This is a genomic window from Iodidimonas muriae (assembly GCF_014647255.1).
Lineage (GTDB): Bacteria > Pseudomonadota > Alphaproteobacteria > Sphingomonadales > Rhodothalassiaceae > Iodidimonas > Iodidimonas muriae.
This window is the reverse complement of the sequence record NZ_BMOV01000009.1, coordinates 23,993-37,312: the sequence shown is the minus strand read 5'-3', so window position 1 is coordinate 37,312 and position 13,320 is coordinate 23,993. Positions and strand designations below refer to the sequence as shown.

The window sequence follows — 13,320 nt, the reverse complement described above, 5'->3', positions numbered from 1 at the left end:
GTCAGGCCGCTTTTGTCCATCCGAATTTGGCGAATGGCGCATCAACCGGCGTTTTGGTGATGTGGTTGGTATAGTTGGACATCACTTTCTGGGCGAGTCCAAGGATCACCTCAAGCACATGGCGCTTGGTGAACCCCGCATCCAGAAAGGCCTGTACGGTTTCATCATCCACATTGCCCCGATTTCGCACCACAGACAAGGTGAAGCTGCGCAGGGCTTCCAACCGGGCATCGGGTAGGGGCGTTTCATTGCGCAACGCATCACCGATTTCGTCGCTCACATTCATGCTTTTGGCGATGGCGGTATGTGCGGGCACGCAATAATGGCAAGAATGTTCCACATTGATGGTCTGCCATACAACGGTAAGCTCTTCCGCATTGAAGCTGGTGTTCAGCAATAGTTCGTGCAGCTTTTGATAGGCTTCCAAAAGGCCGGGGGCTTCCGCCATCACCGCATGCAGATTGGGGATCATTCCGAAAGATTTTTTCGAGTTGGCCAGCAATTCCTTGCTGCCTTCGGGGGCGTTGGTTTCATCATACAAGGTGAAGTCAGTCATCGCTCTCTCCTGAGTTGGGTATGGGGCGGCTCCCCGTTTCGGGTTAATCGGACAATGGGGATGCTTGAGCGATTGCTCAATAGACAATTTGAGCGATCACTCAAACTTGACCAATAAGACGCGATGGGCAGAAGACAAACAGGGCCGCATCTTTTATTAAGAGGGATCATGAAACGCGCCCGCCCATATGACCGCGAGGCCGCATTGGATGCGGCAGTGAGCCTTTTTTGGACAAAAGGCTATCACGCAACATCTTTGAAGGATCTGGAAGCTGCCCTGTCCATGAAGCCGGGGAGCATCTATGCGGCGTTTAAAAATAAAGAAGCGCTGTTTTGTGCCGCGCTTGAGCGATATTTCCAGAAAAATATTGCGGAACTGCATGAAAGGATTTCGGCCAGTCCTTCACCGCTGCAAGGGCTGTGCGACCATCTGCGCTGGCTTGGCCAAAATCAGGGCGGCGATTGCAATAGCCGCGCCTGTATGCTGATAAAAACCCTTCTGGATACAACGGCTTCAGAAGCCAAAATCGCTGAACAGGCACGCTGTTATCTGGATCGGATACAGGCGGAAATTGCCACCATATTCGATCGGGCAAAAGCATGTGGCGAGCTGTCACCGGAGATGGAGACTGGCCGGCTGGCGCGGCGTTACCAATCGGATATCACAGCCCTTAGAATCGAGGCCCATCGCGGCACGGACCGGAAAGGTCTGGCGGATCTTGCCGAGGATCTGGCGCAAGGATGGGAGCTATTGCGCGACCAATCGCATAACTAGAAAGTTTATAGACTCTTTCCCCGAATAAGATAATATGCCCGTTATGAGGGAATAAGAATAATTCAATTCCTCTCGTGGTATCAATTCGATTCAAATTTGGGGAGAGTCTTCATGATACGCTTCAAGATGATAGGAGTGATGCTGGCGGGCCTCTATTTCGGGCTTTTGGCATCAGCCGCAGCGGCGGCGCCCTGTTTGATATTCTTGCATGGCAAGCAGACAGACACCGGCACCCATAGCAGTTGGGCCACGGCTCGCAATTATTGGGTCAATGGCTCTGATGATTTTGTGCGCGAAGCCACGCGCAATTTTGCCACGTCCTATTATGTGGTGGGCTATAATGGCACCCGGCCTTTTTGGGACCCCGATGCTGCGGGCGAAGCGGCGGCTGAAATCATTAATGCCACCAATGGGGGTGCCGATGGTGGCGGAAACCGGTGTGCCTCTTCATGGGGCCAGGGCGGCAGCTTTTGGGTTATTGCCCACAGCATGGGCGGCACGGTCATGGATTTCATTCTGGGCAATGCACAACCCAGCGATCCCAATTTCAACCTGAACGGATCTTATGATGTGGTGGCCCAGCGCTTGGGCCTGGTTGTGTCTGTTGGCGGAGCGCATCGCGGCTCGCAAGGGGCGGATGCGGTGTGCGGCGATGCCTCGTCTTTGTGCAATTTCGTGGCATCCTTCATTCAGGATTGCGACGATGCCACTTTCTGGCTGCGCAGTTCCGATGATGTGCAGGTGCGGACCTTTTCCGGCGCACCGGCGCGGAATGTCTACCTAACGGGTGGCTATGAAGCGATTTTCGGGGCCAGTGCCTGTTTGACCGGAGAAGATGACGGTGTCGTTCAATATGCTTCGATTTTTGCCTGTGGCGGCAATGCCGATGCCAGCTATAATAACAGCACCGTTTGCAAAAATTCCTTCAAACAGGAAGCATCTGGCTTCATCAATCTGGATGCGGCGCATGAAAATCATAGCGATGAACGCGATGCCAGCGATGCAGACGACCGCAGGCAGATCCCCGACGGGATATGGACATGCAATGGAACAAGCTGTGCGCCCGATACCGTCGTTGCCAGTGGCATGACCACGGCCAGTTTTATCAGCAGCCTTTATTAAGTGCGATGGAGAGATAAGATGACACTATTCAAAACATCGATCGTCGCCGCACTTTTTGTCGGCTTTTCCGTTGCTGTCGGGTCTCTTTCAGCCGCGGCCCAAAGCGATCGGGACAAGGCGCAAAAAATCGGACCACCGTCAGTTCCCGATCTGGCCGCCCATGCTGCCCGCAGCTATCAAGACCGAGCGCGTTTTCCCGCATGGTCCCAGCCGGTGGCAAAGGGACAGCCAGACCCCTTGATGGCCCAGCGCATTCCGACCCGCCAAACCCTGCCGCGTGAGTATGGGGATGGATTGACTGTCTGGCCTTCTGGTATTCGTTATGAACGGGGGGAGCCTGTTTATATTTATGCGCAAGTCACCCGTGCTGCGGCGAATGATGAAGACCTTTTGGTGCTGCCCAGAGACGGCACCATGACCGGCCCGATGACCATTGTCGGGCAGGTGACAGGTCCGGTTTCCGGGCCTTTGGGCGCGTTCAAATTCTCGGATAATGGAACCAATGGCGATGAAAAGGCCGGAGACGGGATTTATACGGGACGGTTCGATCTGCCTGCCGATAGGGAGCCGATGATCGGATATGCGGAAAACCTTGCGGTGATCATTACAGCCAGTGATGGGCGTGGCGATCGCCTGAAGGGCATCACCGGCGTTCTTTACAGCCATCCCGCAGCAGACCTGACCGGAAAATATGAACATCATATGGTGGATGGCGATCTGGTGATCCGCGCCGAAATATCGGTAGAGGCCAAAGGCCGCTTTCATCTGTCCGGTATCTTGCATAATGCGCAGGGCGAGCCATTGGCCAGTTCTCAAAATGCCCTTTATCTGGAGCCGGGCACCAGATGGATGGATCTGACCTTTTATGGCCTTGCCTTGCGTGAAGCCGGCGCAAAAGGGCCGCTGACATTGGGATCGGTGACAGTAACCAGCGCCAATGCCATCCCCAATGCCTTGGGGCCTGTTTATGAAAATGTTTATAAAACAGAGTCTTATAAAACATCCGCCTTCCATGATCGGGAGTTTTATCGGGCTGATCTGATAGAGCAATCGCGCCGCCTTGATGCGCTATCCCGCGAACGGGAAAAGGCTTTGGAAATGCGCCATAAGCCAAACTGACCATAGGATCGCCCGGATGGGCATTGCCTTTGGGGCCTGTGGTATTCTTGATGCCGCAGGCCTTTTTGCTGGGCGAAGATGTTGAAGGATTTGCGGGCGGTGATCCAGGTCATAAGGGACCAAGCCTTGAGAAGGGAGAAGCTGGTTCCGAGGCCGGAAGAACAAGAATTTTTACTTTAATTTATCGTAAATTTAGATTATGCTGCCAAGATGGTAAAAGTGCATCTGATGGTGGAAATCTGCATCGATTAGAGATGTGGTCTGGGGGGGGGCTGTTATGGCTGTATTTCATCAGTATTTGTTATGGATATGTGTTTTTCTTGCCTTGGGGTTAAGTCTGTCCGCTTGCGGAGAAAGCGGCCTTCCTGATTATGACGAGAATGCCACCTATAATGGCCGGACATTATCCGAGGTGACACCGGGATTGAGCGATATCAATCCAGAAAGGCGGATGCTGACATTGCGGGATGTGGCGCAGTTCGGTGTCAATGCCCTTCCTGCGCGTGAAAAGATACGGATCATGGCGCAAGAGGATACAGATGATCGGGTAAAGGTCGGGGCATTGGCCACCCTGCATCAAATGCAAGACCCTCAACTACCCGATCTTTTTTCCAAGCTGCTCTCGGATCCTCAATATACGGCCCAATCCCGCACATGGCAGGAATTGGTGAACCGCGCCCCTGAGGTTTTAGGGGAAGAAGAACTGGAGGATTTCGCTGCGCAGGTGACTAAAGACAATCCCGAACATGCGGAAATGCTGTTCAGTCTCGCCGTAAACACTGACGCGGCCTCTGCGTTCGGGGTGGCGTTGATGGATAGGGATGTATCCCCATCCACTACCCAGAAACTGATGATTGTCATGCCCGATATGGATCTGCCCGATCCCCGCAAAATCGACTGGATCAAAGACCACCATATGCAGATGCCCAATCTGCGGGTTGCCTTGCAAACCCTTCAACGGATGGGCGGGCAAGAGGCTCTGGATGCCTCGCTGGCCCTGTTGGCGGAGTATCCGTTGGCAAGCGTGGCTGATTATAGGCAAACGCTGCGAGCGTTCAGCGGGTCTATGCCACCCGCACAATCCATCAAAATCTATGGGGGCCTGATCGAAAAAACGGGTCAGTCGGAACAGGACCTGCAAAGTCTTTTTGGAGAAATGGCTGGTCTGGTGGCGCGGCTGAAACAATCAAGTGCTGTAGTGCGAAATTCCGCACAGGGCGAACAGGCCCAAGCTGATTACCGACAGGCACAAGACGCTTATCATGACATGCTGCAAAATCTGATGGCCCATGATCTGCCATTGGTACGCGCTTTGGCCGCAGGCTCCTTGATAGACGCAACTGTGCAGGACCCCCTTGAACCCCGGCGTTTGATGACACCGGCTTTTCAGCTTTTGAAAAATGAAGAACAAGAGGTGGTGATCGGCACCATCGTGCAGCGTCTGAAAGGGGTTCTGCCGCGCATTGATTATAACGCGCATCCGGATCTGGTCGAAGCGCTTGCCGAAAGCATATATGCCCGCCCTTCAGAAGATAAATGGGCCTATGCGGTGGCCGATGGCGTGGTAAAAGCCTTCGACAGTGCCATGCGGAGCCGGCGACTGCCGCAGGAACTGGCGATACCCAATGTGGTGGATCAATCCCTTGCACATACTGGGCATATGGCCAATTCCCGTGTGTTTGATTGGCTGGCTACCTGGATGGTCGCGCGCAATTTTTCCGAAACCTTGGGAGATGAAGCGACGACGGTTTCCGAAAATATTGGAAAACTGGCATTGGATAGCAGTATCTCACAAGCCCAGATGGAGACTTTTTTCAGCCGTGCATCCATCGAGAGGCTGCCCATCCCCGAGCGGATCGCCTTCATGGACCCCATTGCCTTGTCCAAGGATGATAAAATTACCGGCCAATGGGGGACACGGTTTTTCCAAGGTGCGCTGGGCAGTTCCATTTATAATCTGCGCGGACATCCTGAACAGGATCGTTATGTGGCATGGGTGCGGAAAATTGCCGAAAAGGGCCACCCGACATTGCAACCCATAGCGCGTCAGGGATTGGAGAGGTTTGCGCCGCAATAATATTTTGTAGCGTTTTGGCCATAAGTGAACAGTGGCCAAGGCCGCGAGATAACCATTACCTTCCTTAGAACAAGGCCGCCATTGGCGGAAGGCCTTTGCTTTGCAATCAAAAGCCTGTGGCGTGTTTGTCTGGCTGTGCTATCAAGCCTTCAAACAGTGATGTGGGAAGGTTTGAAAATGGCGGGTGCGCGGCAACGGTTTTGGGGTTGGACTGGCGGGGCTATGGTGGCCCTGCTTGCGTCGCAAGCAATGGCAGAACCGTGGATCGAGGCCGGTGATGCCCGGATGCGCACCGATATCGAGCTGTTGGCAGCCTATAACATCATTGATGGCCCAACCACCATGTGGCCGCTGCCTTGGGCGCAGGTGATGCGCAGCATAGCCGAGATGCCGGATCGTGCCTTTCCCCCCCATGTGGAGGCAGCGCTTGCGCGGGTGCGCGCCGGTGCACCAAGCACAAAAGATTATCGTTCCATGGGTATGGAAGCCCATGCGGGGGCCACCAGCCGCGAAAAAATGGTGCGTGGCTTTGATGGCGGTGTGCGTGAAAATGCCGAAGCGGGGGTGTCGGCTGAAAAGCACTGGGGTGCCAGCTATGCCAAGCTGAGTGTGGGCTGGCGCGATGGCCAACCGGGCAAAGATATTAACTTTGATAACAGCTATTTTGCCGCCGCATTGGGAAATTGGGTGGCCTATGCGGGTACGGTCGATCAGTGGTGGGGTGGTGGCTGGGATTCCGGTATGATCCTGTCCAATAATGCGCGGCCCTATCCGAAAGTTGGTATTCAAAGGCTCGACCCCAAACCTTTTGAAACGAAATGGCTCAGCTGGCTCGGCAACTGGAATGTCAATCTGACGGTTGGTCGGCTGGATGGTGGGGAAACGCGCACCGATATCAATCATCCGGTGGTGGCGCATATTCGGGTGTCTCTTCAGCCCATTGACCGGCTGGATATCAGCTTTAGTCGGGCCATCCAAACCTGTGGCCAAGGCCGGTCCTGCGGCTTTTCCAACTGGACGGACGCGCTGATTGGCCTGGGTGACCGTGACAATACCGGAACCACCGATGAACCGGGGAACCAGATCGCCGGGGCGGATATTCGCTATAGTGGGGTGATCGGCTCCATGACATATGGACTTTATGCGGAAACCATCGCTGAAGATGAAAACCAGCCCATTGTGGATAAATACAGCCTGTCGGTGGGCGCAACCCTTGGCGGCTATTGGGAAAGCCAGCAGCTTCAATGGCGGTTGCGTACGGAAGCGGCGGATACCAAGGCGGGCAATATTTTCGGTCTGGGCGGTGATCCGTTGAATAATGTGACCTTCAGTAACTTCATTTTCACCGATGGGTTCGAGTTTCTCGACCGCACCATCGGTCATACATTGAGCACCGACAGCACCTTGATAACGCTGGAAGCCACGGCCATTGACCGCCAAAGCCGCAATTATTGGCTACGGTATCGCTATGCCAAGGTGAACCGCTCGGATGGGCCGCGCAACGAGGTGAGCAGCAACCGGGAAGTGGTCAATTTGGTGGAAATGGGGTCGCAAATTCCCTTCGATTGGGGCGAAGGGCGGGTCGAAGTGCGCTTGATGGATGACCGTCCGAACACGCCGGGCCGCAGTCCCTTCGATGCCCAGGTTGAAGCGAGCCTGCGCTGGCGGTTTTAAGGCCAGACACAGACCCGATGCGCACATACCTGACGCGTCAGTGATCTGGCAAAGCGGGTGAGGGGGGGCTTATGTGTTTGCCAAATTGCTGATGGCGTGGGGCATGGCCGTCAGTTTTGTTTGATCCGGCATCACACACAGACGCACAATCGTGCCTTCATCCTGCTCTGATTCGATCGAAAATTGAATATTTTGCAATTGGCACAAAGCCCGTGAAAGGGTCAATCCAAGGCCGGTGCCGGATTGATCGACGGATTTCTTCGAAGCAATTTGGCCAAAGGGGCGCATCGCATCCTTGAGATGCTTCTCCGACATGCCAATGCCGGTATCGCGTACGATCAGATCAACACCGCCATTTTCCATAACAATACCGCTGACCTCTACCGAGCCACCGGGGAGGGTGAATTTTATGGCATTGCCGATCAGATTGATCAGAATTTGCCGCAGGCGTCCCGGATCTGCATAGATCATCACTGGCGCCGTGGTTGGGATGCAGGCGAAGGAAATGGTTTTCTCTTTGGCAAGCTGCGCTGTGATCCTTTTACAGTCTTCCAAAAAGGACGACAGATCGATCCATTCCATCGCAAGGGGCATTTCGCCGGCCTCAATACGAGAGAGATCGAGAATGTCGTTGATGATCTCCAAAAGATGCTTGCCGCTATGGTGGATGTCTTCCGCATATTCCGCATAGCGCGTGGGTTTGATCTCTCCGAACATGCCCTTACGCATGATTTCCGAAAAACCGACAATGGCATTGAGCGGTGTGCGGATTTCATGGCTGAAATTGGCGAGAAAGCGTGATTTCAGGTCATTGGCACGTTCTGCCGCAAGACGCGCTGAATCCAGTTCCGCTTCATAGCGTGATCGTATGGTGATGTCGCGCATATGGGCGATAATCAAGGGTGTATCGCCATCTTCGATTTTGGCTGTGCTGATTTCGACGGGAATGGTTTTGCCATCGTCTCGTATAAGGCGTGTCTGGAATAAGCCGGGCAAGGTGGCATCGTTGCTCAGGTCGGTTGTCTCGTTTTTATTGGTTGCGATGCTTTTGTCGTTTTGTGTGGAAAACTGGTTCTTGAAGAGCCGGTTTTTCAAAGCTTCGGGCGATGCCCCCAACAGCTGGGCGGCTTTTTCATTGGCGTTAAGGATATGGCCGCGGTCTTGTTCGATAATGAAAATACCGTCGCTGGCATTTTCAAATAATGACCGGAACCGCTTGACGGATTGCTGCAGAATCCTGGTTGCCTTTGCGCTTTCTTTGTCCCGTCGTATTTTGAAATAGCACACTGCAATGGCGGCAATCAGGGTCAGGAGCGGCAGAGGAAGTATATTGGCGAAGCGGGGGGATGTTTCGGCCCATCCGTTTTTGGGAAGTGCCGCGATTTCCCATGATCCTACGGGAAATTGAAGCGTCATATAAACAGGCGCTTGGTCAAGGATTTGGGCATCGCCAAAAAAACGCCGGCCTTCTTTTTCATCTGGATTAATGGCCGAGATAGTGACCGCCAAAGGGTGGTTCTGGTCGGACAACCCCGTGCGGTCGAGAAGGGACTGATAATCCAATACGGATGAAATGAAGCTGTTTCCTCCTTCATATTCATCAAGGATTGGCATGCGGATAATAAAGGCGGTCCCGCCTTGGATAAGGTCGTACGGGCCGGAAACAAAGGGTGCCCGGTATTTCATGGTGGTTTCGATGATTTTCAACTGGACGGGATAATCTCTATAATCCACCCCCAGGATTTCCTCATTTCCAGCCAGCGGATAAACTTTTGTGATCTTTAAATTTTGCGTCACTGCGGTGTGGACAATGGTGGTGTCGCTATTGCTAAGCAACACACCAGCGTAGCGGGAAAATTCATCGGATGCACTATCGGGATTGATGGCGATTTCAACCGCAAGGCCTGTGGTAAGGGCAATATCATGCAGTATGGTGCCTTGAATGCGGGCGCCAATGGCATTCAGCTGCTCAGATGTGGCCATGCGCTCTTGCTGATGGCGTCGTTGGGACGCTTCTTTTTCAAGCTCCCAACTGAAAAAGGCCGCGCTGACAACAACAATGGTCGCCACCAAAACCGTGCCCCAAGGACGTGATCTTCGCGCGGTTTTGGTGTTTAGCATAGCAGTCTTTCACGGCATAAAAACGGGCAGATAAAATGCAACCATTTGTTCAATCCAGAATAATTGGAATGCTTACGCAGAATTGTAATTTTTTGGTAAATTTCGTCAGAATTTGTCCCAATGCAGTTCGGATCACTGTCACAGGTCCAATGTGGCGCGCCACGTCTCCAAGGGTGGTCGCTTGGCAGCAACCGCCAGTTTTTTCTCCAAAGCAGCGCCTAAAGTGAGGAGTTTGCGTTCTTCGAACAAAGGCCCCCATAGGGTGACATTATGGGGAACAGATACGCTTTCAGGCTGCTCCGGCTTGGGTTGGCCATAAGCCGTGCGGGTGAGCGTATCGGCAAATCCGGCCCGCAATGTCAGGCAAGGATGGCCGGTATAATTGGTAATCACCAAAAGACCACCAGCGAAATTGGGGCTTAAAATGGCATCAAGACCCGCAAAATTCTGATGCATCATATGCATGACGCGCCTGCGGAAACGATCCACTTGCACCAGATCCACGGCGGAAAAGAAATGTGCCCGCCGCCAGCTATTGGGCCAGGCGTTTTCTTCTTGCCAAACCAGTTCGTCATCGCGGTTGCTTAGGGTCAGTTCTTGAAAGGCCGCGGCGGCTTCCGCTTCCAATTGTGGCAGCAAAGTCCCATAGGGCCAATCGGGAAGCGACATTTCCACAAGGGTAATGGGCAAAGATCGGGCGGCTTCCAGCACCTCCCGGTCAATCGCATTTCCGGCTTCAAACCATTTCGGATCATAGCCCAGCCGCATGCCTTCGACGGGGGTTTGGGCATCCCATTCAAAGCCGTGAAGGACGTTCCCCGGATCGCCAGCATCATGGCCATTGATGGCATCCAGCACCAAAGCCGTATCCGCGACAGACCGGCAGATCGGCCCTAGTTTATCCAGCGACCAGCACAGCGCCATGGCTCCCGTGCGGGGCACTCGGCCAAAGCTGGGGCGCAATCCTGTTGTTCCGCAGCGCGCCGAGGGGCTGACGATGGAGCCAAGGGTTTCGGTGCCAATGGAAAAGGCGCATAAGCCCGCCGCCGTGGCAGAGGCCGATCCGGCCGAGGAGCCGGACGAGCCTTCACGTGGGTTCCACGGATTGCGGGTGACGCCATCAAACCAGATATCCCCATAAGCCAATGCGCCATTGGTGGTTTTGCCCAACAAAACTGCACCGGCTTTTTCCAGCATTTTAACGATGCTGGCATCATGTTTTGCCACGCGTTCGGAAAAGGGAGTGGCGCCCCAGGTGGTGGGGATGTCTTTGGTGTCGATGATGTCTTTTAGGCCATAGGGAATGCCGTGCAAGGGGCCGCGCCATGTGCCATTGGCGGTTTCCTCATCCGCCCGTTTTGCTTGTGCAAGTGCCAGATCCGCTGTGACGGTGATGAAATTTTCCAGCATTGGGCGGTAACGCTGGATACGGTCCAGATAAATCTGGGTCAGATCCGTTGAGGATATCTGACCGGTTTTGATCCAATGGGCGAGATCGGTGACCGGGGCAAAGGCGATTTCTTCGGCGCTGTTCGGTATGGCTTTGTCGCGCGTTATGGCATTGGTCACGCCAAATCCTTGTTCGGGATAGGAGATGCCGGGCAGACGTGGATTGAACACGGTTGCGGGCGCATCGCTATTTTCAAAATGGATATCCCGCACCGCGCGAATATTTTCCAGCTGATCGTCCATGGTGGCAATAATCTGGGCGCGTTCCTCGTCCGTATAGGCCAGATCCATCATGCGCTCGCATTGAGAGACGATGCCTTCGTTCATTTTTGCGGCTTTGGCATCCGGGTTGGCCGGGCCCGATTGTTGGGCAAGAGAGGCCGTCGCCCCGGCAAGGCCCATCGCCGCGCCGCCAAACAAAACCGCGCGGCGTGTTTGACCGGATGAAGACACCTGTTGGCTGATGGAAGAAATGGTTGGCTTTGTCATAACGGACCCCCTTGCAATTATTCCCGACTTCGTCAGGACTTTTGCAGCCTTGTGGGCGCAGTGCAAGCCATCATCATTCAAGGATGGGTGAGGAGGTAAGACGGCGGATCAGAGAGGCGGTCACCCGGCCAGAGGGCCGATAGCCGAACGGGGCTGGCTGGAAATACCCATCAGAATCATATTGATGCGCATCATGTCGGCGGATAAGGGCAAAGCCAAAGTTTCATGGATCAAGACATCATTGTCTTGCATATGGCATTGCATTGGCCCGAAGGCCACGGGATGGCGTTCTTGCAAGGCAGAGCGGCAATATCCGGCCAAAACACTGCCCAAGGGATCGCTTCCCGTATTTTGCAGGATTTGCCCCGTAAGGTCCCGGTCAAAACAATTGACAAGGCGTGTTCCCATCAAACGCACCCGTAGTTTGTGCTGACCTTCGGCCACGTCCACCAACAGGATATGGCGCAAAAGCCTTGGAATATGGGACGGGCAAATATCATTCCGCGAGGGGGCAAAGCGACCGTTCCGCAATGAATTCCAATAAGTGAAAAGCTCGCGGAGCATGTCGCGCCTAAGATGTACAGGAGAGCTCACAATATGCTTTTCGAACAGCATGTTCATCCTAACTCCTGTTACGCAACACGAAAGACCACGCTCTGTTACATAAATATAGAAAACAAGAAATGAAAATGTATATTTAACGATTTGTTAATTTTTCGCGTTTGCTCAATTAGTGCCCAATGTGTTCCAGATTAGATGGTTTGATCATCTATAAATATAAATGTGTCTATTCTTTGTTTGGTCAAATTTTCGGGAAGGGCCTCCCCATGTCTCTTTATATTGCACAGGGAGGGGCGCGAAACTTAGCTTTATGGTTTGATGGTGTCGTGCTGCATTAAAATCCGGGCGGCCTTGGGCGCAAAATAGCTCAAGATCCCGTCGGCACCGGCGCGTTTGAAGGCCAAAAGCGATTCAAATATTGCAGCATCGTGCTCCAGCGCGCCGCTTTGGGCCGCAGCAACCAGCATGGCATATTCGCCCGACACTTGATAAGCGAAGGTGGGCACGCCGAACTGTTGTTTGACGCGGCTGACAATATCCAGATAGGGCATGCCGGGCTTCACGATCACGCTATCGGCCCCTTCTGCCAGATCCATTGCCACTTCGCGCAGGGCTTCTTCACTGTTTGCCGGGTCCATCTGATAGGTTTTCTTGTCGCCCTTCAAAACACCGCGAGATCCCACAGCATCCCGAAACGGGCCGTAAAAGGCCGATGCGTATTTGGCGGCATAAGACATGATCTGCACCGCCTGGAACCCTTCCTCGTCAAGGGCGCTTCGGATCGTGCCGATGCGTCCATCCATCATGTCGGACGGGGCAATCATGTGGCAGCCCGCCCGCGCCTGTGTGATAGCCTGGCGGCACAGTACGGCGACGGTTTCATCATTGAGAATGCGGCCCATGTCATCCACAAGGCCGTCTTGGCCGTGGCTGGTATAGGGGTCCAGCGCCACATCGGCCATCACGCCGATATCCGGGGCATGGCTGCGGATTTCGCCAATGGCGCGACAGACCAGATTATCCATATTACAGGCTTCGCGGCCATCATCGCTGCGTTTGTCGGGCTCGGTATAAGGAAACAGCGCGATCAGCGGAATACCCAGATCATATGCCTCCTTTGCGGCGCGTCCGATATTTTTAAGGCTGTAGCGTTCGACACCGGGCATGGAGGCGATCGGTTCGTTCCTGTCGCCATGGGTAACAAAGACGGGCCAGATCAAATCATTGGGGGACAGGGCCGTTTCGGCCACAAGACGGCGCGACCAGCTTTCAGCGCGTGTCCGCCGGAGCCGGGTGGCGGGAAAGCGTCCGGGAAAAAGCTGGGTCATCATGCGGTCCTTCAAACTTCGTTGATTGTGGGTTGATTGTGGTAGGGGTG

At 54.0% G+C, this 13,320-nt stretch carries 11 protein-coding genes; 6 read left to right on the top strand and 5 right to left on the bottom strand.

Annotated elements, in window-relative coordinates; all coding sequences use genetic code 11:
- Position 1 precedes the first annotated feature (1 nt).
- The gene (locus IEX96_RS11720) at positions 2–556 is read right to left on the bottom strand and encodes a carboxymuconolactone decarboxylase family protein (protein WP_149999879.1); all 555 of its coding nucleotides are present in this window, start codon (positions 554–556) and stop codon (positions 2–4) included.
- Between the two features lie 168 nt (positions 557–724).
- Between IEX96_RS11720 and IEX96_RS11715 the strand changes: the two genes are divergently transcribed.
- The 6 genes from IEX96_RS11715 (at position 725) to IEX96_RS11690 (ending at position 7,322) form a co-directional block, all read left to right on the top strand.
- On the top strand, positions 725–1,330 hold the full coding sequence (locus IEX96_RS11715; RefSeq protein ID WP_150006190.1) for a TetR/AcrR family transcriptional regulator: 606 nt from the start codon (positions 725–727) through the stop codon (positions 1,328–1,330).
- A gap of 111 nt (positions 1,331–1,441) precedes the next feature.
- Positions 1,442–2,452, top strand: coding sequence for a hypothetical protein (locus tag IEX96_RS11710; protein ID WP_150006191.1), 1,011 nt, complete (start codon positions 1,442–1,444; stop codon positions 2,450–2,452).
- Positions 2,453–2,470: 18 nt separating this feature from the next.
- Entirely contained in the window at positions 2,471–3,571 is a 1,101-nt protein-coding gene (locus tag IEX96_RS11705) for a DUF4785 family immunoglobulin-like domain-containing protein (RefSeq protein WP_150006192.1), read from the top strand.
- A 50-nt stretch (positions 3,572–3,621) separates the two neighbouring features.
- Positions 3,622–3,906, top strand: a complete 285-nt coding sequence (locus tag IEX96_RS11700) for a hypothetical protein (protein ID WP_188873980.1) — start codon at positions 3,622–3,624, stop codon at positions 3,904–3,906.
- Positions 3,849–5,648 (top strand): hypothetical protein, encoded by a 1,800-nt coding sequence (locus tag IEX96_RS11695; RefSeq protein ID WP_188873979.1) that lies wholly within the window; start codon positions 3,849–3,851, stop codon positions 5,646–5,648. The genes IEX96_RS11700 and IEX96_RS11695 overlap by 58 nt, the downstream gene beginning before the upstream one ends.
- A gap of 177 nt (positions 5,649–5,825) precedes the next feature.
- Positions 5,826–7,322, top strand: coding sequence for a capsule assembly Wzi family protein (locus tag IEX96_RS11690; protein WP_188873978.1), 1,497 nt, complete (start codon positions 5,826–5,828; stop codon positions 7,320–7,322).
- 69 nt (positions 7,323–7,391) lie between these two features.
- Here the strand turns inward: IEX96_RS11690 and IEX96_RS11685 are convergent, their stop codons facing one another.
- The 4 genes from IEX96_RS11685 to hemB all read right to left on the bottom strand — a co-directional run bounded on the left by IEX96_RS11685 (position 7,392) and on the right by hemB (position 13,273).
- The gene (locus tag IEX96_RS11685; RefSeq protein WP_150006195.1) at positions 7,392–9,443 is read right to left on the bottom strand and encodes a sensor histidine kinase; all 2,052 of its coding nucleotides are present in this window, start codon (positions 9,441–9,443) and stop codon (positions 7,392–7,394) included.
- A 138-nt stretch (positions 9,444–9,581) separates the two neighbouring features.
- Positions 9,582–11,381: an amidase gene (locus IEX96_RS11680; protein ID WP_150006196.1), complete on the bottom strand. Its 1,800-nt coding sequence runs from the start codon at positions 11,379–11,381 to the stop codon at positions 9,582–9,584.
- A gap of 120 nt (positions 11,382–11,501) precedes the next feature.
- Positions 11,502–11,945 (bottom strand): PAS domain-containing protein, encoded by a 444-nt coding sequence (locus IEX96_RS11675; protein WP_188873977.1) that lies wholly within the window; start codon positions 11,943–11,945, stop codon positions 11,502–11,504.
- 305 nt (positions 11,946–12,250) lie between these two features.
- Positions 12,251–13,273 carry a porphobilinogen synthase gene (gene hemB / locus IEX96_RS11670; RefSeq protein ID WP_373293767.1) on the bottom strand — a complete coding sequence of 341 codons (1,023 nt, stop codon included), beginning with the start codon at positions 13,271–13,273 and terminating at the stop codon, positions 12,251–12,253.
- Positions 13,274–13,320 lie beyond the last annotated feature (47 nt).